This is a genomic window from Denitromonas iodatirespirans (assembly GCF_018524365.1).
In the GTDB taxonomy this organism is placed as follows: Bacteria; Pseudomonadota; Gammaproteobacteria; order Burkholderiales; family Rhodocyclaceae; genus Nitrogeniibacter; species Nitrogeniibacter iodatirespirans.
Map to the genome: position 1 here is coordinate 82,994 of NZ_JAEKFT010000009.1, position 24,866 is coordinate 107,859.

Below are 24,866 nucleotides of genomic sequence, written 5' to 3' on the forward strand. Positions count from 1 at the left end.
ATGGCATGAAAAAGGCCCGCCGAAGCGGGCCCAAGGCAGGTGCTGTGTCGCCGGTGCTCAGTCGAAGGCGTAGCGCGCCGACACCCCGGCAAACCAGCCGAAGCCGCTGCCCGGCTCGTAGTAGCGGCCGTTGCCGTCGCCGACGATGACCGAGCCGACATAGGTGCGGTCGAAGAGGTTGTCGAGGCGGACCATCTCGTTGAATTTCCACGGGCCCATCGTCTGCTCGGCGGTGAGGCGCAGGTTGAAGATCGTGTAGGCCGGCGCCGGGCGGTCGGTGTTGCTGTCTTCCACATACACCTTGCTGCGGTACTGGGCCTCCAGCGCGGCCGACAGGTTTTGGCGCGGGCGCCACACGATCTCGCCGAAGGCGCTGGCGGCAGGGATGCCGGGCATGCGCGCGCCGTCGGGCACCGAGCGGCTGCCGTTGGAGAAGGCGCCGTCGTAGATGGCGCGCAGCCAGGTGACGGCCAGGCGGGCCCGCCAGTGCTCGGAAAACTCCGAGTCGAGCGCCAGCTCCATGCCCTGGCGCAGGGTCTTGGCGGCGTTGGCATACACGGTGCGCCCGTTCTGGGAGTCCGCGACCACCAGTTCGTCATCGGTGCGAATCTGGAAGATGGCTGCGTTGAGCCGGGTATCGTCGCTCAGGAAGGCCTTGGCGCCCAGCTCGTACTGCACGCTGCGCGCCGGCTTGAGGCCGAAGTTGAAATCGCCGGTTGCAACGCTGGCGTAGGACATCTCGGTGATGGTCGGCGTTTCGAAGCCGCGCGCCGCGCTGGCATAGAGATTGAGCGTGGGGCTGACCGCCCACAACACACCCACGGCCGGGGTGGTTTTGCGGAAGCTCACCTCGCCGCTGCCGTCGCCGTTCGACAGATAGGCGTCCTCGACCTCGTACTCCACATGGCTGTGGCGCAGGCCGGCCTGCAGGGTCACGTCGCCGAGCTTCCAGGCCGCCTGCACATAGGGGTCGAGGCTGGTGACGGTGTCGATCTCGTCGCGGCGCAGCGCGCCCTTGACGCCCAGCGTGCTGCCGATGAAGTTCTCGTAGCCCTTACGGTCGTCTTCCGAGCGGTCGTAGTCGATGCCGCCGGTCAGCGTCAGTTCGCCGGGGCCGGCATCGAGCGTGTGGATCCAGCGCGCGCCGAGGCCATGGAAGTTGCGCTCGAAATCGACCACGCCGCCCGAGTGGGTCGTGTTGCTCGTTTGAGCGCCTTTGGGGATCGACAGATACTGGATCACGCTGCGCGTGCCGGCGTAGGCGCTGAGCTCCAGCCGCCCGGCGCCGAACTGGCGGGCATACTGCAGGCCGCCCTGCACATGGTCGATGCTCTTGCGGGTGTTGAAGGTGGTGGCGTTGCTCTCCACCGAGCGCGGGTCGTGCTTGAAGGTCTCCCACTTGAGGCCGAGCGGGTCTTGCGTGTCGTGCTGGGCCAGGGAGCTGACGGTCAGGCGCAGCGCGCTGTCGGCGTCGGGGCGGAAGGTCAGCTTGCCGAAGGCCTGGTCACGGGTGACCGCGCTGTGGTCGCGAAAGCCGTCGCTGTCGAAGCGCGAGGTGTTGAGGAGGTAGCCGGTGCTGCCGACCTCGCCCTCGGCGCCCAGCTCGATCTTGCTGGTGCCCCACGAACCGGCCGTGACGCCCGCCTTGAGGCTGGGCGCGCCCTTGCCATCGCGCGAGAAGAGCTGGATGACGCCGCCGGAGCTGGCGCCATACACCGTCGAGAACGGCCCGCGCAGCACCTCGATGCGCTCGGCCGTGTCGAGGTTGAAGGTGGCTGCCTGGCCTTGGCCGTCCGGCGTGCTGGCCGGGATGCCGTCGGTGATCAGCTTGATGCCGCGCACCCCGAAGGCGGCGCGGGTGCCGAAGCCGCGCGAGGAGATCTGCAGATCCTGCGCATAGTTGTTGCGGTTCTGCACCACCAGGCCGGGCACGCCGGCCAGCGCTTCGGAGGCATTCACGCCGAGCTTGCCCTCGCTGATCGTGCGGCTGTCGACCACGTCGATGGAGTAGGGCAGGTCGAAACTCTCGGCCTCGGCGCGGCTGCCGGTGACCACCACCGGGTTGAGCACGGCGGTATCGGCCGCGGCGGCGCTGCCGGCGAACACCGGGAGCAGGGCGAGGAGCAGCGGGCGGGGGGTAGAGCGGGGGCGTCGCATGGGCAAGATTCCGTGAGGGGCCTGAATGTGCCCTCAGTGTGCCACCCCGCGTGGCCGTCGGCGACCGCGACTGCCGGGTGTCCGACTCATGAAAATCATGATTCGCCGGCCTCGGCGCTCGGCCTCAGCGTCCGGCCTCAACCGCCCGCGCGCTTGACCGTGAAGCCGTCCTTCTTCAGCGCTTCGATCACCCGCTCGCAGTGGTCGCCCTGGATCTCGATCACCCCGTCCTTGACCGTGCCACCGGTGCCGCAGCCGGCGCGCAGATTCTTGCCCAGCGCCGCCAGTTCGATGGCGTTCAGCGCCACGCCGCGCACCACGGTCACCGCCTTGCCGCCACGCCCCTTGGTCTCGCGGCTGACACGCACGATGCCGTCGCCCTTGGCCACCGGCGCGGCCGAGGCGCAGCGGCAGTCGGCCACCGGCTGGCGGCAGTCGGGGCACATGCGGCCGCTGTCGGTGGAATAGACGAGCCCGCCAGAGCCGGATTTACGCATGGGAGTCCTCGGAGTGCTGGGTGGATGCGGCCGCAGTCTAACCGTGGCGCCGCCGACGGCCAACCGGATCGGAACCGATATTGAGTTGTCCACAATTTCTGTGGATAAGTCTTTGGACAAACGGACGTATGAGTGGATTCACTCATGATCGATCCGCTGCTGCATTTTGAGGCAGTCGCCCGCCATGCAGCGAGACCGCTATCATGCCAAGGAACCGACTGGAGCCCCCGCATGAAAACCCCTGATCCCAACAAACTCGACCGCATCGTCGCCGACGCCCGCCGCGCCGCCGACACCCGCGCCCAGGGCTACCGCGAGCGCGCGCTCAAGATCTACCCCTGGATCTGCGGCCGCTGTGCGCGCACCTTCACCCATGCCAACCTGCGCGAACTGACGGTGCACCACCGCGACCACAACCATGACAACAACCCGCCCGACGGCAGCAACTGGGAGCTGCTGTGCCTCTACTGCCACGACAACGAACATCAACGCCAGGCCGAAGCCGCGGCCGGCGGCAGCAGGCAGACCGAGCGCGGCCCGGTCGCCACGCATTCGCCCTTCGCCGGGTTGAAGGGCTTGCTGGGCAAGGGGGAGTGAGGGGCGCCCTCCGGCGGGTGTGCTGCGCAAACCGGGGCCGATGATCGTTCAAGCGGCCGGTGCGCCGATGGCGGGTTGCATGCCGCGTTTACGCCGTTTTTATGCGCACCGCCGCAGAATTCAGTGCTGTTGCAAGACTGCAGGACACCGATAGCCGCCATGGGAAACCTTCGCCAGCATCATCTTTCGCCCGTGGCGAGCCAGGTTGTCGCGGTCGTCGCCTGCATCCTCACCGCCACGGTCTGCCTGCCGCTGCGTCATCTGCTGGATCTGACCAACATCGCGATGCTGCTGCTGGTGACGGTGGTGCTGATCGCCGTTTGGCTGGGGCGCTCGCCGGCGATCGTCGCCAGCTTCGTCAGCGTCGCGTTGCTGGATTTCTTCTTCGTGCCGCCCCATCTCTCCTTTCTGGTCAGCGATGTCCAGTACCTGGTGAGCTTTGCCGTGATGCTGGTCGTGTCGCTGGTGATCAGCCATCTGACGACCCACCTGCAGGCCAGCGTCGACGAGGCGCGCGACCGTGAGCACGAGTCGAAGGCGCTCTACGCACTGGCAAAAGCCCTGGCGGGGGCCATGTCGGCCGACGAGGTGGTGGCACGGGTGGCGAGCTTCGTGCATCAGCGCACCTGGGCAGAGGCCCGGTTTTTCCTGCCCGATGCCGGCGATACCTTGCGCGGATTTCCCGAGGCCGCGACCCGGCCCGCCGATGTCGATGCCGCGGCGCTCGAGCAGGTCTATCGCGGCGGGGGGCGCCTGCCGGTCCGCCATGCCCAGGCGCCCGAAGCATCGGGCCTGTTGATTCCCCTGCACGGCGCGACACGTTGCGAAGGTGTCCTGTCGGTCGGCCTGCCGGGTGGCGAAGCCGTCGATGGGCTCGGGCCGATGTTCGAAGCGGTCGCCTCGCTGACGGCCATCGCGCTCGAGCGTCTGCATCTGGTGGCGCGGGCCCAGGCCAGCCAGATGGAAACCGAGGCAGAGCGGTTGAAGAGTTCGATTCTCTCGTCGATCTCGCACGACATCCGCACGCCGCTCACGGTGCTGTTCGGCCAGGCCGACGCGTTGTCGCTGGCCGAGGGGGCGCTCGGCGCCGAGGAGCGCGAGGCGGCGCGGGCGATCCGCGACCAGGCGCGGCGCCTCAACCAGATGGTGGAAAAACTCCTCGACATGGCCCGGCTGCAGTCCGGCCAAGTGTGTTTGCGCAAGGAATGGCAGGCCATCGACGACGTGATCGGCGCCAGCATCCAGATGCTCGGCGATGCGCTCAACGAGCACCCCGTGAAAGTCCTGCTGGCACCGGCGTTGCCGCTCGTCGCGATGGACGCGGTGCTCATGGAACGCGTGTTCTGCAACCTGCTCGAGAATGCGGCGAAATACTCGCCGCCCGGTTCGGGCATCGTGGTGCAGGTGCGGAACGACGCCGGAGGCGTGGTCGTCGAGGTGCACGATGGCGGCGGTGGGTTTTCACCGGACAGCCTGGCGCAGGTTTTTGCGTTGTTCGCGCGTGGCAACTCGCCCTCGTCGATTTCGGGTGTCGGGCTGGGGCTGGCCATCTGCCGCTCCATCGTCGCAGCACACGGCGGGCAGATCGACGCCTCGAACCTGGCGGAGGGCGGCGCCTGCGTCCGCTTCACCCTGCCGGCCGGCGGCGAACCGCCGAGCCTCGAACCGGAACCGGCCTTGCCTGCGGGAGAGGGCGCGTGATGGCCGCCGAGAGCTGCATCCTGGTGGTCGATGACGAGCAGCAGATCCGGCGCCTTGTCCGGCAGACACTCGAACGCGCCGGCTACCGGGTGTGCGAGGCCGGCACGCTGAAACAGGCGCTCGTCGAAGCCGCGGCGGCGCACCCGGCGCTGGTGGTGCTGGATCTCGGACTGCCCGACGGCGATGGCGCCGCATTCGTCAGCGCCGTGCGCGAATGGTCGTCGATGCCGGTGCTGGTGCTGTCGGCGCGTTCCGACGAGGCAGACAAGATCTCGGCGCTCGATGCCGGTGCGGACGATTACCTGACCAAACCGTTTTCGGTGGGCGAACTGCTGGCCCGGGTGCGTGCCCATCTGCGCCGAGCCGCCGCGTCGACCGCCCCAGGCGAGACGCTGGTGCGCTTCGGCGATGTCGAGGTCGATCTGGTGCGGCGCGCGGTGCAGCGGGGCGGGGCACCGGTCCATCTGACCGCGCTCGAATACCGCCTGCTGACCGTCCTGCTCGCCAATGCGGGCAAGGTGATGACCCACCGGCATTTGCTGCGCGCGGTGTGGGGGCCGGCCTATGTCGAGAGCACACACTACTTGCGCATCTACATCGGGCATCTGCGCCAGAAGCTCGAAGCCGACCCCACGCAGCCGCAGCACCTGCGCACCGAAATCGGGGTGGGGTACCGCTTTCAGGTGTGAGGGGTTGCCGTCCGCGGCGCGGGCGATTTTTACGCCATCTTTACGTCCATGTGCGTAGGCTTCCGACCAGATCGGGAAGCCCGGAGGGGCGGTCGGGAGATGAGGCTCAAGACAATCGTTTTCGCATGGCTAGTCGTCCTCGCGGCGTCGTTGAACCTGGCGCTCTTCGTGGGCGACATCCATCGTCCGATGCATCACCAGGCCGCGATGTGGCTGGCGACCCTCGTCGCCAGCGGATTCGCCCTCGTGGTGAGCCTCCGGCACAGAACCGGCCTCGACGCGGTCGCGCTGGCCGCACGCCTGGTGGTGGTCGTTCAGCTGCTGACGGCGGCGCTGGCCTGGGGGGCGTCGAGCGGCCCCGTCGGCGCCGGGTTCATGGCCGGCGCCGTCGCCCTGACGGGCGGTGCCTTGCTGGCCAACATCGTGTCGGTCACCTGCCTGATCGTCGATTGTTCGGTCACGCTGCGATCGCCGGTCTGAACGCATGAAAACCCTGCTTCATCCGACCCGGGCGGTCGCGCTCGCCTTTCTGTTCGCCATCGTCACCGGCACCGTCCTGTTGCTGCTGCCGCTGTCGCATGCCACGGCGGGCGAGGTGCCGTGGCTGACCGCCTTCTTCACCGCGGTGTCGGCGGTGTGCGTGACCGGCTTGGTGGTGGTGGACACCGGCACCTACTGGTCCACCTTCGGGCAGACGGTGATCATGGTGCTGTTCCAGATCGGCGGTTTCGGCATGATGACCGCGGCCACCTTGCTGGGGCTCATGGTGAACCGCTCGTTGCGCCTGCGCACCAAGCTGATCACCCAGGTCGAAACCCATGCGCTCGGTCTCGGCGATGTGTCGAGCGTTGCCCGGCTGGTGCTGGTGACGACTTTCGCCTCGGAATGCCTGATCGCCACCCTCCTGACCCTGAGGCTGCATGTCAGCCATGGGCTGCCGTGGGGCGAGGCGGCGTGGAGCGGGCTGTTCCATGCGGTGTCGGCCTTCAACAACGCGGGCTTTTCCATCTACCCGGACAGCCTGATGCGCTACGCGGGCGATGCGCTGATCCTGCTGCCGGTGATGGTGGCGATCATCGTCGGTGGGATCGGCTTCCCGGTGCTGCACGACCTCCGGACCAAGTGGCACGATCCGCGGCACTGGTCGCTGCACACCAAGCTCACGCTGTCGGCCACCGCCATCCTGCTCGTCGGCGGTGCCGCGACCTTGCTGGCCATGGAGTGGTCGAACCCGAAGACGCTTGGGCCGATGTCGATCCCCGGCAAACTGCTGGCGGCGGCCTTTGCCTCGGTGTCGGCGCGCACGGCGGGCTTCAACGCCATCGACATCGGCGCGCTGACCCACGAGAGCTGGGCGCTGCACTATTTCCTGATGTTCGTCGGCGGCGGCAGCGCGGGCACGGCCGGCGGCGTCAAGGTGGGGACCGTCGCGATCCTGCTGATGCTGGTGGTCGCCGAGATCCGCGGGCTCAGCGACAGCGAGGGCTTCGGCCGCCGGGTCAGCCACTCGGCGCAGCGCCAGGCCATCACGGTGCTCGTGCTGGGCAGCGCCATGGTCGTCGTCGGGACGCTGTTCATCCTGCGCGGCAGCGACATCCCGACCGATCAGGTCATCTTCGAAGTGATTTCCGCGTTCGGCACCGTCGGTCTGTCGACCGGCATCACGGCCGATCTTCCCGAGTCGGGGCAACTGATGCTCACCTTGCTGATGTACGTCGGCCGGGTCGGCACGATCACCCTGGCCGCATCCCTGGCGCTGGGCGAGCGGCGCATGCCCTATCGATATCCCGAGGAGCATCCCATTGTTGGCTAGGCTATTTACCGAACAGTTCGCCTTCTCGAAGGGCGACAGCGTGGTTGTCATCGGTCTGGGGCGATTCGGCAGTTCGGTCGCGCAGTCCTTGATGCGGCTGGGGCACGACGTGATGGGCATCGACAGCGACGCCGAGCCGGTCCAGGCGTGGGCCGATCTGCTCACGCACACGGTGCAGGCCGACGCGACCAACGTCGGCATCATGCGCCAGCTCGGCGTTGCCGATTTTGCGCATGCCGTCGTCGGTATCGGCACCGATCTGGCGTCGAGCCTGATGACCGTCATGGCGCTGACCGAGCTGGGCATCCCGGACATCTGGGTCAAGGCGTTGACCGCCGAGCACGGCCAGATCGCCCAGCGCATCGGCGCGCATCATGCGGTCTATCCGGAGGCCGACATGGGCGAGCGGGTCGCGCATCTCGTGTCGGGCCGCATGATGGACTACATCGAATTCGATGATGGATTCGCCATCGCCAAGGTCCACGCGCCCGCCCCCCTGCACAACTGCGTGCTGGCCGAATCGCGTGCGCGGGAAAAGTTCGGCGTGACCGTCGTCGGGGTAAAGCGCGCCAACGAGGACTTCCAGCATGCCACCCCCGGCACCCTGGTCCTCGCCGACGATCTGCTGATCGTGTCGGGGCCGACCCGCAAGGTCGAGCAGTTCGCCAGCCACACCAAGCGCTGAGGGCTCGGCGCGCACCCGGGGCGTCTGCCTGGGTTTTCCAATTGCATTGAACATCGCTGAGCGTTTGTCGTCAGACCCTCCGGAAGCCGGAAGAGCCGACGGTATGCCGCCGGACAGGTGGCCCGAGCTCATGACAGGCGCCAACGCCTGCATCCACCCCGGCCAAGGAGGAGAGCCATGGCGCAGACCATCCAGTTGTTGATGAGCACCCCGGTCACGCACGACACCAAGCGCTTGGTGTTCACGCGGCCGGACGATTTTGATTTCACGCCGGGCCAGGGCGTCGAACTGGCCATCGACCTGCCCGAGTGGCGTGACGAGAAACGCCCCTTCACGCCCACCTCGCTCAGATCGGACCGCGTCCTGGAGTTCACCATCAAGGGCTATGCCGATCACGACGGCATGACCAAGAAGCTGCATACCCTGCAGCCCGGCGCGACGCTGACGATCTCCGAGCCCTTCGGCACCATCGCCTATCGCGGGCCGGGCGTGTTCGTTGCCGGTGGCGCGGGCATCACGCCCTTCATCGCCATCCTGCGCGAGCTCGCGCAGGCGGGCACGATCGCCCGGCACAGCCTGATCTTCAGCAACAAGACGCCGGCCAACATCATCTGCCAGCAGGAGTTGATGGCTTACCTGGGCGAGCGATGCTGCTTCACGTGCACCGGCGAGTCGGCGCCCGGGCTGGCGTCACGCCGCGTGGACGAGAAGTTTCTGGCCGAGAAGATCAGCGATTTCGGGCAGAACTTCTATGTCTGCGGCCCGCCGGGTTTTACCGAGGCGGTGATGGCGGCGCTCGAATCGCTCGGCGCCGACCCGCAGCATCTGGTGTTCGAAGAATAGCCGGTGGGCATGCCTGATCGGCGGCCCGCCAGATGAGCCACTAGACTGAAATGTGAATAAGAACCCGGGAGAGCACGCCATGAGTGACAGCTTCAACGCCCGCGCCAGCTTCAAGGTCGGTGACCAGGACCATGTCTACTACCGCCTGGATGCGCTGCGCGATCATTGCGACCTGGGGCGTCTGCCCTATGTGACGCGGATCCTGCTCGAAAACCTGCTGCGTTTCGAAGACGGCGAGTCGATTACCCGCGACGACATCCTCGCCGTGGCCGCCAACCGCCCGGCCGAGCATCAGGATCGCGAGATCGCCTTCACGCCGGCGCGGGTGGTGATGCAGGACTTCACCGGCGTACCGGCGATCGTCGATCTGGCGGCGATGCGCGACGCCATGCAGGCGCTGGGCGGCGACCCGGAGAAGATCAACCCGCTGGCGCCGGCCGAGCTGGTGATCGACCATTCGGTGATGGTCGACCATTACGGCTCGGCCGATTCGCTCGACCTCAATGCCAAGCTCGAATACCAGCGCAACCGCGAGCGCTACCAGTTCCTGCGCTGGGGCCAGCAGGCGTTCTCCAATTTTCGCGTGGTGCCGCCGGCCACCGGCATCGTCCACCAGGTCAATCTGGAACACCTGGCCCGCGTGGTGTTCACCGTCGAGCAGGACGGCGAGCGGCTGAGCTACCCGGACACCCTGGTCGGCACCGACTCGCACACCACCATGATCAACGGCCTGGGCGTGCTCGGCTGGGGCGTGGGCGGCATCGAGGCCGAGGCGGCGATGCTTGGCCAGCCGATCACCATGCTGATCCCCGAGGTGGTCGGCTTCCGCCTGAGCGGCCAGCTGGCCGAAGGGGTGACCGCCACCGACCTGGTGCTGACGGTCACCGAGATCCTGCGCAAGCAGGGCGTGGTGGGCAAGTTCGTCGAGTTCTTCGGCCCGGGCCTGGCGGCGATGCCGCTGGCCGACCGCGCCACCATCGCCAACATGGCGCCCGAGTACGGCGCCACCTGCGGCATCTTCCCGATCGACGACGAAACCCTGCGCTACCTGCGCCTGACCGGGCGCGACGACGACACCGTGGCGCTGGTCGAGGCCTATGCCAAGGCGCAGGGCCTGTTCCATACCGCCGACAGTCCCGAGGCCGAGTACAGCCAGCGTGTCGAGCTCGACCTGGGCGACGTGGTGCCCAGCATCGCCGGGCCCAAGCGGCCCCAGGACCGCATCGCGCTGGCCGAGGCGAAGACCGTCATCGGCCACCACCTGCGCGACCTGCAGGCCTCGCGCGAGGGCAACCCGACGCAACAGGAGGCCATCGCCCGCCTGCAGGACGAAGGCGGCACTACCGCGGTGGGCGAGAGCGCGCTGCAGCCGGCCGGCAGCGCGCGCGTGAGCATGAAGGGCGAGTCCTTCGATCTGAGCGACGGCGCCGTGGTGATCGCCGCGATCACCAGCTGTACCAACACCTCCAACCCGAGCGTGATCATGGCCGCCGGCCTGCTGGCGCGCAACGCGCTGGCGCGCGGGCTGAAGACCCGGCCCTGGGTCAAGACCTCGCTGGCGCCGGGCTCGCGCGTCGTCACCGACTATCTCGAACGCGCCGGGCTGCTCGACGACCTGGTCGGGCTGGGCTTCGATGTCGTCGGCTATGGCTGCACCACCTGCATCGGCAACTCCGGCCCGCTGCCCGATCCGATCCGCGACGCGGTGCAGGACAAGCAGCTCGCCGTGGCCTCGGTGCTGTCGGGCAACCGCAACTTCGAGGGCCGGGTGCATCCCGAAGTGCAGCTCAACTTCCTCGCCTCGCCGCCGCTGGTGGTGGCCTATGCGCTGGCCGGGCGCATGGACGTCGACCTCACCCGCGACCCGCTCGGCGACGACGCCGACGGCAAGCCGGTGTACCTCAAGGACATCTGGCCCTCGCTGACGGTCGTGCAGGACGCCATCGCGCTGATCGACCGCGAGATGTTCCGCAAGATCTACGCCGACGTGTTCAAGGGCGACGCGCGCTGGGCGGACATGGACACCCCCCAAGAGCGCCGCTACGACTGGCCCGAGGACTCGACCTACATCCGCAACCCGCCGTACTTCCAGGACATGACGCAGGACCCGCCGGCGATCGCGCCGATCGAAGGCGCGCGCGTGCTGGCCCTTTTGGGCGACTCGATCACCACCGACCACATCTCGCCGGCCGGCGCGATCAAGCCCGACAGCCCGGCGGGCGACTACCTGCACAGCCTCGGCGTGGACACCGCCGACTTCAACTCCTACGGCTCGCGGCGCGGCAATCACGAGGTGATGATGCGCGGCACCTTCGCCAACGTGCGCCTGAAGAACCAGCTCGCCCCCGGCACCGAGGGCAGCTGGACGCGCTTCCAGCCCGACGATCAGAAGATGACGATCTACGATGCGGCGATGCGCTACCAGTCCGAGGGCACGCCGCTGATCGTCATCGCCGGCAAGGAATACGGCACCGGCTCGAGCCGCGACTGGGCGGCCAAGGGCACGCTGCTGCTCGGCGTGCGCGCCGTGCTGGCCCAAAGCTACGAGCGCATCCACCGCTCGAATCTGGTCGGCATGGGCGTGCTGCCGCTGCAGTTCATGGACGGCGAGTCGGCCGAATCGCTCGGCCTGACCGGCAAGGAGTCTTTCGACATCGAGCCGTTCTCGCCGGGGGACCGTGAAGTGCGCATCCATGTCGAGGGCGGCGAGGCCTTCACCGCCCGGGTGCGGATAGATACGCCCAAGGAGTGGGACTACTACCAGCACGGCGGCATCCTGCACTACGTGCTGCGCCAGCTCGCGCGCGGGTAATGGCCGGGCCGGCACAACAGCGCGGGATGAAGCGCCCCAGGGCGGATTGCCCTCATGCAACATCGAGTACGCGGGACATTGTCGACGATCTGCCGATCGTTCCGGATCAGGTTGGTCGACCGTCCCCAGGGAAGAAACTGCTCCGAACCGCAGGCCGTACGCGGTGGTCCAACCCGTCTCGAAGCGAGAAACGGAACTGGCCATGCGAACGCCCGGCATGACATGCCCGCGCGCTGTTTCCCGTTTTGCGGCCGCGCGCCGCCGCTTTCTGGGCGGGGCGATGCTGGCGGCACTGGGGGTGCCGGCGGCGGCGATCTTGCGCCGGCCGGTGCCCACCACCGGCGAGCGCCTGCCGGCCATCGGCATGGGCACCTGGATCACCTTCGACGTCGGCCGAGGCGGCTTGCTGACGGCGAGCGAGGCGCTCACGACCCGCTGGCAGATTCTGCAGGCCTTCTTCGCCGCGGGCGGACGCTTGATCGATTCCTCCCCGATGTACGGCAGCGCCGAGGCGGTGCTGGGGGAGTTGCTGCCACAAAGCCCGGGCGCCGCAGCGCTCTTTTCTGCCACCAAGGTGTGGACGCCGGGGCGTTGGCTGGGCGAGCAGCAGATGGCGCACTCGCTGGCGCTATGGGGGCTACCGCGCTTCGATCTGATGCAGATCCACAACCTGCTCGACTGGGAGGCGCACCTGCCCGTGCTGCGCCGCATGAAGGCCGAGGGGCAGCTGCGCTACCTGGGGATCACCACCTCGCACGGCCGCCGGCAGGGAGAGTTCGCGACGTTGATGCGGCGCGAAGCTTTCGACTTCGTCCAATTCACCTACAACATCGCCCACCGGGGCGCCGACGCGCGCCTGCTGCCGCTGGCGGCGGAGCGCGGCTGTGCGGTGATCATCAACCGGCCCTTCGACGGCGGGCGGCTGTTCGACCATGTGCGCGGCAGGCCGTTGCCCGGCTACGCAGCCGAGATCGGCTGTGCGAACTGGGCGCAGATTTTCCTGAAATTCGTCATTTCGCATCCGGCGGTCACCTGCGCGATTCCGGCTACCTCACAGCTGGCGCACATGCACGAGAACATGGGCGCGCTGTCGGGGCCGCTGCCGGACGCGGCCTTGCGCCGCTACATGGCCGAGGCGTTCGACCGCCTGTGATCCATCGCGGTGGGATCTCCGGCTTCAATACGACAAACCCATTTCGCAGACCGATGCGTTTGACGGCTGCCGGCGCGGGCGGGGATACTCCCGCCCTTGCCGTCCGGGCGTTCGTCCGGCACGCTTCTTTTTCCGTCTCGCCGCATGTCGTTGCCAGACCCCGCTGGAGTTCCACCCGCATGATCATCCTCAAAGGCGTCACCCTGCGCCGCAGCGCCAAGGTGGTGCTGGACAACGCTTCGGCCACCCTCAACCCCGGTGAAAAGGTCGGTCTGGTGGGGCGTAACGGGGCGGGCAAGTCGAGCCTGTTCGCCTTGCTCAACGGCACGCTGCATGAAGACGCGGGCGATTTTTCGATCCCCGCGCAGTGGCGCATGGCGCAGGTGGCACAGGACATGCCCGAGACCGAGCAGTCGGCCACCGACTTCGTGATCGAGGGCGACACCGCGCTGGTGGCGGCGCAGGCCGAGGTGCACGCGGCCGAGGCGAGCGGCGACGGCGAGCGCATGGCCTATGCCTACATGGCCTTGCATGACGCCGGCGCACACGACGCTCAGGCCCGCGCACAGGCGCTGATCCTGGGCCTGGGCTTCAAGACCACCGAGCTGTGCAACCCGGTCAACAGCTTTTCGGGCGGCTGGCGCATGCGCCTGCAACTGGCGCGGGCGCTGATGTGCCCGTCAGACCTGCTGCTGCTCGACGAGCCGACCAACCACCTCGACCTCGACGCCCTGGTGTGGCTCGAAGCCTGGCTCAAGCGCTACACCGGCACGCTGTTGGTGATCAGCCACGACCGCGAATTCCTCGACGCGATTACCGATGTGACGCTGCATATCGACAACGCCAAGCTCACCCGCTACGGCGGCAACTACAGCACCTTCGAGGACACCCGCGCGCTGCAGATGGAATTGCAGCAGAACGCCTACGCCAAGCAGCAGGACAAGATCGCCCACCTGCAGAAGTTCATCGCCCGCTTCAAGGCCAAGGCCAGCAAGGCCAAGCAGGCGCAGAGCCGGGTCAAGGCGCTGGACCGCATGGAAAAACTGGCGCCGGTGCTGGCCAGTGCGGACTTCACCTTCGAATTCAAGGAGCCGGCCAATCTGCCCAACCCGATGCTGGCCATGGATTCGGCCTGTTTCGGCTACCCGCCGCTGCCCGACGCCCCGGCCGGCACGCCGCCGACGGTGATCGTGCGCAATGTGAGCAAGTCGGTGATGGCCGGCCAGCGTATCGGCATCCTCGGCGCCAACGGGCAGGGCAAGTCGACCCTGGTCAAAACCATCGCGCGCACGTTGGCGCCGATCAGCGGCGACGTGGTCGAAGGTAAGGGGCTGAACATCGGCTACTTCGCCCAGCAGGAGCTGGACGTGCTGCGCCCGCTCGACAACCCGCTCGAACACATGGTGCGCATGGCCAAGGAAGGCGTGCCGGCCGGGCAGAGCGGGCGCGAGCAGGATCTGCGCACCTTCCTCGGCACCTTCAATTTCAGCGGCGACATGGTCAAGCAGCCGGTGGGCACCATGAGCGGCGGCGAGAAGGCGCGGCTGGTGCTGTGCATGATCGTCTGGCAGCGGCCCAATCTGCTGCTGCTCGACGAACCGACCAACCACCTCGACCTGGCCACCCGCGAGGCACTGGCCATGGCGCTCAACGAGTTCGAAGGCACGGTGATGCTGGTCAGCCACGACCGATCGCTGCTGCGCTCGGTGTGCGACGAGTTCTGGCTGGTGTCGCATGGCGGCGTCGAGCCCTTCGAGGGCGACCTGGACGACTACCAGCGCTACCTGCTCGACGAAGCCAAGCGGGTGCGCGAGAGCGTCAAGGAAGCGCAAAAGGCGCAGAAGAACGCGCCTGCGGCCACGCCGGCGCCGGCCGCCAGCAAGAAATCCGCGAACGAGCTCAAGGCGCTGCAGCGCGATCTGGGCCGGCTGGAGCAGGTGATTCTCGATCTGCAGACCCAGAAGCACACGCTCGAATCCCGCCTGGCCACACCGCTGCCGCCGGCGCAGATCGGCGAGATCGGCCGCCAGGTGCAGGCCTTGGCCGATGAGCTGGCCGCGCATGAAGAGCGCTGGCTAGTGCTCTCCGAAGAGATCGACGCGGCGACCTGAGGGCGCGCCGCTCGCGCTTCAGGCGGCGCGTGCCGTGCACTCGGGGGCGGCGTCGAGCCGCGCGAGCGCGGCCTTGAGCGCCGCGAAGCAGTCGGCGTCGATGGCGGTGCCGACGTTCTCGGCCATGATCTCCAGGGTCTTCGGGATCGGAATCGCACCGCGGTAGGGGCGCTCGGCGGTGATCGCGTCGAAGATGTCGGCGGTGGTGATGATGCGGGTCTCGAGCGAGATGTTCTTGGCCGTTAGGCCGCGCGGATAACCGCCGCCGTCGAGCCGCTCATGATGCGCGGCCGATACCCGCGCCAGTTCGGCAAAGGCGGGGATGCGTTTCAGGATCGTCTCGGTGTGGGTGGCATGCAATTGCACGGCCGCCCATTCGTCGGCGTCGAGCTTGCCGGGCTTGTCGAGGATGGCATTCGAGACACCGAGCTTGCCCACGTCGTGCAGTAGCGCGCCGCGCCGGAGCCAGCGCCGGCGCCCGGCCGACAGGCCCAGCGTTTCGGCCACCATGTCGGTGTAGAGCGCCACGCGCGCGCTGTGCCCCGAGGTGTAGGGGCTCTTGGCGTCGACCACCTGGCCGAAGGCGGCGGCGATCTCGTCGAGGTAGTCGTCGTCCAGCGCCACTTCGGCGCGGCCCGGCTCCAGCGCAAAGACTGCGGCATCGAGACCGGGGTCGGACAACATCGCCCAGAAGGCCGGGTCGGCACCGACCCGCCCGAGCGCCGCCACCAGCGAGGGGTCGAACCAATCGCCGGCGCGCGCCTCGGTCTCGGCCAGCGCCGCCGCGGCGCCGTCGGCGGTGTGGAACACATCGACCACCTGGGCCAGCAGCGCGATGCGCGCATACAGCGGAATCGCCTCGCCGGCCAGCCGGTCGGGCCGGCCGCCGCCGTTCCAGTGCTCGTCGAGCGCGTGCACGCCCATCGCCACCCGCTCGCCGAAACGCAGCTGCCGGGCAATGTCGGCGCCGCGCTGGCAGCGGGTCTGGATCAGTTCCTGGGCGATGCGCTCGCCGTCGCGGAAGATCGTCAGCAGGGCGCGGAAGCGCTCGGCCAGCCCGGTTTTCAGGCCGGTGTGCTGCAGCACGAAATTGAGCACCTGGGGCAGGCTGCCGTCGACCCGCTTGAAGTCATGCTTGAACTGCCGATCGTCGACCAGATACAGCTCGCAGATGCGCGCCGCATTGCTGCTACAGCCCAGATCCTTGAGCAGCAGGGTGTAGTACAGCTCCCACAGGCTCGCGTCGTCGAGCCCGATCTCGCGGCCGATATGGACGCCGATCCAGCAGCAGCGCACGCAATGGCCGGGCGGCTGGCCCTCGGTCATGTCGAGGGCGTGGCTGAGCGCGCCGATGAGTTGGGACAGCTTGAGTGACTTCGGCATCGGGTGCCGCTCCTACAAGGCGGGGGACGAGGCCCCGTACCCGAGGGTCTACGGCGGCGCCGATCGGGACTTGACCGGTGCCGGGGCTCAGCCGTGGGTGGCCAGCCAGTCGCGCAGCGCGGCGGTGGTGTCGTCGAGCGAGTGCAAGACCCGCAAGCGCTCGGCCGCGCTCACCCGCGCCACGCCGTCGCCGCCCACCCACAGCTCGGTGTGCCCGGGCAGCAGCGCCTGCAACTGCGTGATCAGCGCGCCGATCTGGCGTTGCGGAAAGGCGGACGAGAACGACAGCGCCACGATATCGGCCCGGTGGGCATCGGCGGCCCGGCCGATGTCCTGCAGCGGCGTCTGGGTGCCGAGCGGGATGCAGTCGGCACCTTCCAGCGCCAGCAGGGCCTCGACCATCAACAGGCCGAGGGCGTGTTCCTCGTCGGGCACGCTGGTGAGCACGATGCGCGGCCGGCGGGCGCCGCCGGGCAGGGTGGCGATGGCCTGGCGCAGCAGGCGCTTGGTCAGTTCGGTGAACAGATGCTCTTCGAACACTTCGAAACTGCCGTCTTCCCAGGCCGTGCCGACCCGCCGGGTCAGCACCGCCACCGTGTGCTGGACAAAATCCTGAAGGCCCTGGCGGGCCAGTCGCTGCTGCATGGCGTGCTGGTAAGCGGCGGCATCATGTTGCTTGATCAGGCCCAGCAATTCCGCCAGCGCTTCGTCCTCGGGGCCGGCCTCGGCCTCGCGCACGGCTGCCCGGCGCGGCCCCAGCGCGGCAAGGGTTTCGGGCGAGGCGGCGAGCAGCTTGCCCGGGCGATGGCCCAGATCCATCAAGCGTTTGACGCGGCGCAGATGCTCCACCTGTTCGGGCGGGTAGATGCGCTCGCCGTTGGCGTCGCGGCCCGGGGTGGGGAAGCCGTAGCGGCGCTCCCACATGCGCAGTACGTCCTTGGACAGACCGGTGTCGCGCTCGACGGCGGCAATGCTGAAAGCGGGGGTTTCCATGGGTATCCTGCCCAAGCGCGTGGCGCTCATTGACGGCATTTTTCGATGAGGCTATCGTAGCGGCCATGAGCTTTATTGTCTAGGACAAAAAGCGTCGTCGCCTGGCACGTTCGCCGAGTCGCCGATGCCATCAGGAGCGCCCCCATGAATACCGCGACGATCGTCGCTCCCTGCCGCCAGCACGAGGCCGACGCCGAACTGCCGGGGTTGGCGCCCTGATGCGCATGGATACACGCCCGCGCCTGTTCGTCGGCCAGGTCCATCATCGTCGTCTGCGCCCGGCACACAACGCCTTCACCTATCCGGTGTTCTATGTGCAGCTACCGGTGGCCGAGCCGGCGGCCACCCGCGGGCCGATGTTCGCCGTCGACCGCTGGGGCGTGCTCGGTTTTCGCACCGCCGACCATGGCCCGCGTGATGGCAGTGCGCTGGCGCCCTGGATCCGTGCCCGCCTGCGCGAGCGCGGCCTGCCCGACGACGGGCCGGTGATGCTGCAGTGTTTTCCGCGCGTGTTCGGCTATGTGTTCAACCCGGTCAGCTTCTGGTTCTGCCATAGGCCGGACGGCGCCCTGATCGCCGTGCTGGCCGAGGTGAACAACACCTTCGGCGGCCGTCACAGCTACCTGCTGCACCACCCCGACGGCGCACCGCTGCGCGACGGCGAAACGCTGGCCGCCGACAAGGTCTTTCATGTATCGCCCTTCTGCGAGGTCGTGGGCCGCTATCGTTTCCGCTTTCATCTCGACGGCGCGATGCCGCGGGTGCACATCGACTATGACGACGCCGAGGGCGAATTGCTGCGCACCGTCATCGCCGGCCGGCCACAGCCCTGGGGCACCCGTCGCTTGCTGGGCGCCTTTTTGCGCATGCCGTTTCTGACCGCCGGCGTGATGCTGCGCATCCACTGGCAAGCATTCCGGCTATGGGTCAAGGGCGTGCCCTTTCGCGGAGCGACACCGCCGCCGCGGCCAAGGCTCGGGAAGCCCTAGCGCGGCAGTGTTGCACTGGCGGCGGTCCGTCGCCGGGGTGCCGCCGGGGCGACCCGCCGCCCCTTGCGCCGGTACAGCAGCAGCGGCGCGCAGCGCTCGGCGTCATGGTAGATGCCGATACAGTCCAGGCACTGGAAGCAGTCGTCGTAGCGGATCGTGCCGTTGCGGTCGATGGCGTCATAGGCGCAGCGATGGCGGCAGGTTTGGCAGGGTTGGCCGCATTCGGCGCGGCGCGGCAGCCAGGCGAAGCGGCGCAGCTTGCCGCCGATGACCATCGCTGCGCCGAGCGGGCACAGGTAGCGGCAGAAGAACTTGTAGTACAGCGCGCCGAGCACCAGCAGGCCGAGCGCGTAGAGCACGAAGGGCCAGGCGCGGTCGAAGCCGACGGTGATGGCGGTCTTGAAGGGCTCGACCTCCACCAGCCGCTCGGCCAGCGCCGGCGCCAGCGCGGCGCAGAGCAACAGCGTGAGCAGGATGACGTAGCGCCCGTGGTCGAGCACGCGCGCCAGGGCCGGCGGCAGCCGGCGCGGGCGCAGGCCGAGCCGCGCGCCGATCAGCGCGGCGAACTCCTGCAGCGCGCCGAAGGGGCACAACCAGCCGCAGAAGGTGCCGCGCCCCCAGACGAAGAAGCTCACCAGCGTGAAGGCGATGACCAGCAGCGACACCGGGTCGTAGAGAAAACTGGTGAGCGTCTGGCCAGCGGCCAGCGTCTTGACCGCGCCGGTCAGCTGCACGATCGACAGCTGGCCCTGCGCATACCAGCCCAGATAGACCAGCGTGAACAGCAAAAAGCCGAGGCGGAAGCGCCGCAGCCGTGTGGCCGACACGCTCAGCCAGCGCGGCCGCGCCAAGGCGAGGCTGAGCAGCACCAGTGCGGCGGCGATCACCGACAGCTCGATCGCGCGCTCGCGCCAGGCGATCAGCCAGTCCGGCAGCGGTGCGGGCGGAAAGTGAAAGTAGGCGGCCGGTGGGGTGTAGTCGAGCGTGGCTTCGCGCAGCACACGCTGCGGCAGGATCTGCCCGTGTTCGCGGGTGAAGCTCAGCGAGAACTGCTGTTCGGCGCCCGGGTCGAGACCCGACAGCGGCGATGTGCGCAGCACCAGCGCCGCGTTGAGCGGCGGCGCGCCGGGCGGTGGGGGCGGGGCGATGTCGAAGTCGCGCAGCTCGAAGGGGGTGCCGGCCTGGCGCAGGCCGAGCCGGGCGGGGGAGGTGCCGCGCACGAATTGCGCGTCGATGAAGCTGTCCGGGCCGGCGGTGGCCACCCACCAGGCGTGCTGGCCGGGTTCGAGAAAGCTGCGCAGGTGCGCGTAGCCGGCCTCGCCGAGCAGGGCGCGGCCGATGGTCGGTGGGTTGAGGTAGGCGACGTACAGCTCGGTGACTGTGGCGTCCGGCGGGTCGCGCCCGGCGCCGTCGCTGTCGGCGAACAGGGCGTCGACATCGGCATGGCTGAGGCGCAGATGGGCGATGGACCCGTCGGCCAGCAGCGCGTCGAAGCTGCGCGCGTCGTAAACATCGTCGCGCACCTCGGCCGGTGGCGCCTGCTGCGACGCGCCGGCAAAGCCGAGGCGCGCGCGGGCCACGGCGAGGGCTGCGGTGAGCACGGTCTGGTTGGCGATGCGCACCGAGGCGGTGGCCTTGGTGACGCCGTCGAGCACCACGCGGCCATCGTCGCCGCGCGCGCCGCGCTCGCCATAGGCGGTGGACACGGTGATCGGGCGGCTCAGGGTGAGGCCGGCGTATTGCGCCAGAAAGTCGCGCAGCGGCGCTTCGCCCAGGCCGCTGAGGAAAACCGGCTCATGCTGGCGCAGCAACTCGACGCTCACCAGCGTGCCCTTGCTGTCGATGTGGATGAGCAGGTTGTAGGGCGTGCCTTCGAAGCCGGGGATCGGCGCCAGGTCGATGGATTCGAACACCCAGCCGACCGGCCCGGCCTCGGGCGTGAGCTCGCTGGTGATCGGCCAGGCGGGCGTGTCCACGGGCTGCTCGCCGACCTGCAGCGGCGGCGAGATGCGCCGCGCGACATCGGCCCGGCTGAGCTGACCGGCGCCGGCCACCGCTGTCAGCAAGGCCAGCCCGGCGAAGGCGAGCGCGCGCAGCGCCCGAAGACGTTGGGTCACACTTCGATCAGGCCGCTGCGCACGGCGATCAGCGCCAGCTCGGCGGCGTTGCTGGCGTTGAGCTTCTGCTTGATGCGATACAGGTGGGTGCCGACGGTGCTCGGCGCCAGGTGGTGGGTGTCGGCCACCTCGGCCACCGACTGTCCACGCGCCAGCTGCTGGAAGACGGCGAACTCCTTCTCCGACAGACAGGCCGCCGGATCGCTGTCGGCGAACTGGGCCAGCGCCAGACGCGGGGCCAGCTCGGGGTCGATATAGCGCTCGCCGCGGGCCACACAGCCGACTGCGCGCACCAGTTCCTCGGGCCGCGCGCGCTTGCACAGGTAGCCGGTGGCACCGGCCTTGAGCGCGCGAGCGGGGATCTGCATGTCGTCATGCGCCGAGAGCATCAGCACGCGGGTGCCGCGGTGGCGGGCGATCAGGCGCTCCAGCGTGGCCAGGCCGCCCTGGCCGGGCATGGAGACATCCATGATCAGCGCGTCGGGCCGGTGTTCGGCCACCTGGGCGAGGGCCTGCTCGCCGCTCTCGGCTTCGGCCACCACGGTGGCGCCGGCGCCTTCGAGGAGCAGGCGAAAGCCCATGCGTACGACGGCATGGTCGTCGGCGATGACCAGGCGCAGGCCGGTCAGGGGGTGGGTGCTCATGGACAGTCTCCCGAGGCGAAGGTGGTGGAGGGGGCGCTGGCCTTGGCGGGCCAGGGCAGGTCGATGCCGAGCGCGGTGCCGGCGCCGGGGCGGGTGTCGAGCTGGAGGCGGCCGCCGTAGTCGGCGACGCGTTCGCGCATGCCGGTGAGGCCGAGCCGCGCGGTGGGGGCCGAGGCGTCGAAGCCGCGGCCGTCGTCGGAAATGTGCAGGCGCAGCGCGTGGGCCGAGGTGGCCAGTTGCAGGCGCACATGGCGGGCGTCGGCATGGCGGGCGATGTTGGTCAGCGCCTCCTGCACCAGGCGCAGCACGTTGAGGCTGAAGCGCGCATCGAGCCCCGGCGGCAGCGGCGCGAGGTCGAGCGCCAGATCCATGGCCGGGTAGCAGCCGCGCCAGTGGTCGCAGTAGGTGGCGAGCGCCTCGCCGAGCGGGGCGCAGGGTTCGGCGGCGGGGTGGCGCAGGCGCTCGAGGATGGCGCGCACGCCGTCCTGCATCTGCCCGGTCATGGCCAGGATGGCCTGGGCGTTGCCGTGCAGGCTGGCGTCGTTGCGGCTTTTCTGGGCGATGGCGCCGGTGATGGCGCGCACCGCGGTGATGCCCTGGCCGAATTCGTCATGCAGCTCGCGCGCCAGCTGGCGGCGTTCGTCTTCGAGGCGGGCGGTGAGGGCGCGGGCGAAGGCCTGGTCTTCTTCGAGGCGGGCGTTGTCGTCGAGCGAGTCGGCGAGGCGGGCGGCCATCTGGTTGTAGCGTTCGGCGAGGCGGTCGAGCTCCAGGCTGCGCTGGCGCGGCAGGCGGATGTCGAAGCGGCCGTCGCCGGTGCGGTCGAGGGCGGACTCCAGCTCGGCCAGCGGCGCCAGTGCGCGATCGACCGCGCGGCGCACGGCCACGCCGAGCAGCACCAGCAGGGCCAGTGCCCAGCCGGCCACGGCGGTGGCGGCGTCCCAGGCGTCGAGCACCGAGCGCGAGGCGTCGGGCAGCAGGCGGACCACGACATCGCCGCCGGCGATCTGGCGCGGGGCGAACTGCGGGGCGAGCAGCGCGGCGAACCAGGCCGGTGCCTCGCGGCCGGCCTTGTAGGTGGGGCCGGGCGAGCGGTAGCGCAGGCGGCCGTCGGCGTCGTGCAGTTCGAGCAGGTTGGCGCGCACCCGGCCGACGGCGGCGAGCTGGCCGACGAGATGCTCGGTATCGGCGGCCGAATCGCGCACCAGCACCGTCACCCATTGCTCGGCGACGCGGCTGGCGGCTTCGACTTCTTCATGGATGGCGTCGCGGGTGGCGGCGAGCCACAGCCCGCCGCCGAGTGCCAGCAGCAGCGCGGCGGTCAGCGTGACGACCAGGCTGACGCGGGTATCGAGGCGGGCCGGGCGGTGCATCAGCGTGCGCCCCAGGCGTAGCGCAGGCCGATCCAACCGGCGCGCGGGGTGCCCGGCGCTTCGAAGCGCTCGCGCCGCCAGTCGTCCGGGTCGGCCTGGAAGTTGCCATCGACGAAGGGGTTCTCGGCCAGCGCGGCGGCGGTGGCGTAGCGCTGGTCGAAGAGGTTGTCGATGCGGCCGAACAGCGTCCAGCCGCTGCCGAGGCGATAGTCGGCCGAGAGGTTGACGATGGCGTAGCCGGGCAGCTCGCCCTTGTCGTCGAACTCGCGGGTTTTGCCGAAGCGGTCGGTGGCGCTGCCGGCGCGGTGCTTGCCGTTCTCGTTGCCGCGGGCGGTCTGGCCGCTGTAGGCGAGCACGCTGGCGCCGACGGTGAGGCGCTCGCCGGCACGCCAGTCGAGGCCGAGCTTGAGGCTGTGGCGCGGCAGGCCCGGCATGCGGTCGCCGCGCGAGACGAGGATCTCGTCGTCCTGGCCGTCGGCGGTGCATTCGGCGCTCTGGCCGCGGCTGGAATTGTTTTCGGCCAGCAGGCAGGCGCTGCTGCGGAAGGTGGCGTCGAGCCAGGTGTAGTCGACACGCCAGTCGAAAACGCCGGCATTGCCGCTGGCGCCCAGCTCCAGCCCCTGGCGGCGGGTCTGGCCGAAGTTGGTGAAGTAGCCGGCGCTGGTGGAGGTGCCGACGAAGAGGATGTCGTCATGGTTGGTGGCGCGGAACAGGCCGGCATGCCAGCGCAGGCCCTCGCCGGCACGGCCGCGCAGGCCGAATTCGAGGCTGCGGGTGACCACCTGCGCCAGGAACGGGTCGGCGGCCAGGGCGTTGGGCAGGGTGCAGGGGTTGGCCGGGTCGGCGCAGCCGAGCTCGATGGGGCTGGGCGCGCGGTTGCTCTGGCTGGCGCCGCCATATACGGTCAGCGCCGGGCTGGCCTGCCAGGTGAGGCCGAGCGCGGGGTTGAGCTTGTTGTAGGTGAAGTCGCCATCGAGGTTGGGGGCCGTGCGATTGAGCTTGTCGCGGTTGATGACATGGGTGTGGTTGTAGCGGGCCGAGGCGGTCAGCTGCACGGTGGGCGCCAGGGCGACGGTGTCGGTGAGGTAGATGCTGCTGGTGAGGGTACGACCGGAGAGCTTGTTTTCCAGTTCGCTGGCTTCGTCGGTATCCACGCCGCGGTTGTCGGTCAGCTCGCCTTCCTGCGCGGTCTGCGAGAAGCGGGCATGGCCGCGGTCGTGGCTTACGCCGAGGGCGAACTGGTGGCGCTCGGCGTAATGCGTCCATTGCAGGCCGAGGCCGGCGCCGTTCTGGTCGGTGGCGGTGCGGTTGAGCACGCCGGTCTCGTCCGGGGCCGGGCCGATCATGCCGCCGCCGACCCAGGTCTCGTAGGCGTCTTCGTAGTCGTCGTTGGCGTCGCCGTTGAGGGTGCGCGAGCGGGTGCGGCGCAGGTAGGCGTTGGCGGCGAGGCGGTCGGCGTCGCCGAGCCAGTGGGTGGCGCTGAGCGCCAGCAGGGTGCTGCGGTTCCGCGTCTGGTCGGGGTGGGTGAAGATGTGGCGGCGGTTCTCGGAGAGCAGGCTGGTGGGGGTCAGGCCGTTGCCGATGAGGTCGGTGTTGGCCTGGGCCAGGGTGAGGGCGATGTCGGTGGTGGCGGTGGTCCATGCCAGCTTGCCGAAGAGCTGGCCGGCTTCGGAGGGCGAGTGCTCGCGCCAGCCGTCGTCATGCAGGGCGTCGCCGGCGACGAACCACGACAGTTCGTCCTTGGACCCGCCGTGCGACAGGCTGGCCCGGGTGCGGCCGAAGGAGCCGCTCTCCAGCGAGGCCTCGCCGCCCGGGTGGGTGTCGCCGCGCTTGGTGTGCAGGCCGATGGCGCCGCCCTGGGTGTTGAGGCCGTAGAGCGGATTGGCGCCGGGGGCGAGGGTGAGGTCGGCGATGGCCGACTGCGGGATCAGGTCCCAGCTGACTACGTCGCCGAAGGTTTCGTTGAGACGCACGCCGTCCATGAACACCGACAGGCCCTGCGGCGTGCCGAGCAGCGGGCTGGCGGTGAAGCCGCGGTAGTTGAGGTCGGCCTGCAAGGGGTTGCCGGTGATGTCGTTGACCGACACGCCGGGCAGGCGGCGCTGCAGGTTTTCGGCCAGCGAGGCGCCACCGGCCTTGCGCAGGGCCTGGTCGTCGAGCGTGCGGATGGCGGCGGGCACGTGGTCGGCCGGCACATCGAGACCGGGTAGCGGCGCGGTGCCGACGACTTCGACGGTGCCGAGGGTGGCAGGGTCGGCGGCGTGGGCGGCGGTGCAGGCGATCAGCAGGGCGAGGGGGAGGACGGGTTTCAT

19 protein-coding genes are annotated in these 24,866 nt (G+C 69.1%); 11 read left to right on the plus strand and 8 right to left on the minus strand.

All coding sequences use genetic code 11. From position 1 onward, the window contains the following. Positions 1 to 57: 57 nt before the first annotated feature. Both I8J34_RS10050 and I8J34_RS10055 read right to left on the minus strand, forming a co-directional pair. On the minus strand, positions 58 to 2,157 hold the full coding sequence (locus tag I8J34_RS10050) for a TonB-dependent receptor family protein (protein WP_214361266.1): 2,100 nt from the start codon (positions 2,155 to 2,157) through the stop codon (positions 58 to 60). A gap of 137 nt (positions 2,158 to 2,294) precedes the next feature. Beyond that, positions 2,295 to 2,654, minus strand: coding sequence for a translation initiation factor Sui1 (locus I8J34_RS10055; RefSeq protein ID WP_214361267.1), 360 nt, complete (start codon positions 2,652 to 2,654; stop codon positions 2,295 to 2,297). 231 nt (positions 2,655 to 2,885) lie between these two features. On the opposite strand from I8J34_RS10055, the gene I8J34_RS10060 reads away from it, so the two are divergent. The 10 genes from I8J34_RS10060 to I8J34_RS10105 all read left to right on the plus strand — a co-directional run bounded on the left by I8J34_RS10060 (position 2,886) and on the right by I8J34_RS10105 (position 15,058). Beyond that, a complete protein-coding gene (locus I8J34_RS10060) occupies positions 2,886 to 3,251 on the plus strand; it encodes a YajD family HNH nuclease (RefSeq protein WP_214361268.1) in 366 nt (121 codons plus the stop codon). 159 nt (positions 3,252 to 3,410) lie between these two features. Continuing rightward, positions 3,411 to 4,952: a DUF4118 domain-containing protein gene (locus I8J34_RS10065; protein WP_214361269.1), complete on the plus strand. Its 1,542-nt coding sequence runs from the start codon at positions 3,411 to 3,413 to the stop codon at positions 4,950 to 4,952. Beyond that, positions 4,952 to 5,641, plus strand: coding sequence for a two-component system response regulator KdpE (gene kdpE, locus I8J34_RS10070; RefSeq protein ID WP_214361334.1), 690 nt, complete (start codon positions 4,952 to 4,954; stop codon positions 5,639 to 5,641). The genes I8J34_RS10065 and kdpE overlap by 1 nt, the downstream gene beginning before the upstream one ends. Positions 5,642 to 5,740: 99 nt before the next feature. Next, positions 5,741 to 6,121 carry a DUF6394 family protein gene (locus tag I8J34_RS10075; RefSeq protein ID WP_214361270.1) on the plus strand — a complete coding sequence of 127 codons (381 nt, stop codon included), beginning with the start codon at positions 5,741 to 5,743 and terminating at the stop codon, positions 6,119 to 6,121. A 4-nt stretch (positions 6,122 to 6,125) separates the two neighbouring features. Continuing rightward, on the plus strand, positions 6,126 to 7,454 hold the full coding sequence (locus I8J34_RS10080; protein ID WP_214361271.1) for a TrkH family potassium uptake protein: 1,329 nt from the start codon (positions 6,126 to 6,128) through the stop codon (positions 7,452 to 7,454). After that, positions 7,447 to 8,139 carry a potassium channel family protein gene (locus tag I8J34_RS10085; RefSeq protein WP_214361272.1) on the plus strand — a complete coding sequence of 231 codons (693 nt, stop codon included), beginning with the start codon at positions 7,447 to 7,449 and terminating at the stop codon, positions 8,137 to 8,139. The genes I8J34_RS10080 and I8J34_RS10085 overlap by 8 nt, the downstream gene beginning before the upstream one ends. Before the next feature lie 177 nt (positions 8,140 to 8,316). Continuing rightward, on the plus strand, positions 8,317 to 8,982 hold the full coding sequence (locus I8J34_RS10090) for an FAD-binding oxidoreductase (protein ID WP_214361273.1): 666 nt from the start codon (positions 8,317 to 8,319) through the stop codon (positions 8,980 to 8,982). Between the two features lie 79 nt (positions 8,983 to 9,061). After that, positions 9,062 to 11,794 (plus strand): aconitate hydratase AcnA, encoded by a 2,733-nt coding sequence (gene acnA / locus I8J34_RS10095; protein ID WP_214361274.1) that lies wholly within the window; start codon positions 9,062 to 9,064, stop codon positions 11,792 to 11,794. A gap of 202 nt (positions 11,795 to 11,996) precedes the next feature. Further along, the gene (locus I8J34_RS10100; protein ID WP_214361275.1) at positions 11,997 to 12,947 is read left to right on the plus strand and encodes an aldo/keto reductase; all 951 of its coding nucleotides are present in this window, start codon (positions 11,997 to 11,999) and stop codon (positions 12,945 to 12,947) included. 179 nt (positions 12,948 to 13,126) lie between these two features. Then, complete coding sequence (locus tag I8J34_RS10105; RefSeq protein WP_214361276.1) at positions 13,127 to 15,058, plus strand: ABC-F family ATP-binding cassette domain-containing protein; 1,932 nt, start codon at positions 13,127 to 13,129, stop codon at positions 15,056 to 15,058. A gap of 18 nt (positions 15,059 to 15,076) precedes the next feature. Here the strand turns inward: I8J34_RS10105 and I8J34_RS10110 are convergent, their stop codons facing one another. Both I8J34_RS10110 and I8J34_RS10115 read right to left on the minus strand, forming a co-directional pair. Then, positions 15,077 to 16,441, minus strand: coding sequence for an HD-GYP domain-containing protein (locus tag I8J34_RS10110; protein ID WP_214361277.1), 1,365 nt, complete (start codon positions 16,439 to 16,441; stop codon positions 15,077 to 15,079). A gap of 87 nt (positions 16,442 to 16,528) precedes the next feature. Then, positions 16,529 to 17,434, minus strand: coding sequence for a MerR family transcriptional regulator (locus I8J34_RS10115; RefSeq protein WP_214361278.1), 906 nt, complete (start codon positions 17,432 to 17,434; stop codon positions 16,529 to 16,531). A 224-nt stretch (positions 17,435 to 17,658) separates the two neighbouring features. Between I8J34_RS10115 and I8J34_RS10120 the strand changes: the two genes are divergently transcribed. Further along, positions 17,659 to 18,423, plus strand: coding sequence for a DUF1365 domain-containing protein (locus tag I8J34_RS10120; RefSeq protein ID WP_214361279.1), 765 nt, complete (start codon positions 17,659 to 17,661; stop codon positions 18,421 to 18,423). Here I8J34_RS10120 and I8J34_RS10125 read toward each other — a convergent pair. From I8J34_RS10125 to I8J34_RS10140, 4 genes are read right to left on the minus strand one after another with little or no spacing between them, the layout of a single operon-like run. After that, entirely contained in the window at positions 18,420 to 20,540 is a 2,121-nt protein-coding gene (locus tag I8J34_RS10125) for a 4Fe-4S binding protein (RefSeq protein ID WP_214361280.1), read from the minus strand. The genes I8J34_RS10120 and I8J34_RS10125 overlap by 4 nt on opposite strands. Then, positions 20,537 to 21,184, minus strand: a complete 648-nt coding sequence (locus I8J34_RS10130; protein WP_214361281.1) for a response regulator — start codon at positions 21,182 to 21,184, stop codon at positions 20,537 to 20,539. The genes I8J34_RS10125 and I8J34_RS10130 overlap by 4 nt, the downstream gene beginning before the upstream one ends. Then, on the minus strand, positions 21,181 to 22,554 hold the full coding sequence (locus I8J34_RS10135; RefSeq protein ID WP_214361282.1) for a histidine kinase: 1,374 nt from the start codon (positions 22,552 to 22,554) through the stop codon (positions 21,181 to 21,183). Before I8J34_RS10135 ends, I8J34_RS10130 begins: the two co-directional genes overlap by 4 nt. Beyond that, complete coding sequence (locus I8J34_RS10140; RefSeq protein ID WP_214361283.1) at positions 22,554 to 24,866, minus strand: TonB-dependent receptor; 2,313 nt, start codon at positions 24,864 to 24,866, stop codon at positions 22,554 to 22,556. Before I8J34_RS10140 ends, I8J34_RS10135 begins: the two co-directional genes overlap by 1 nt.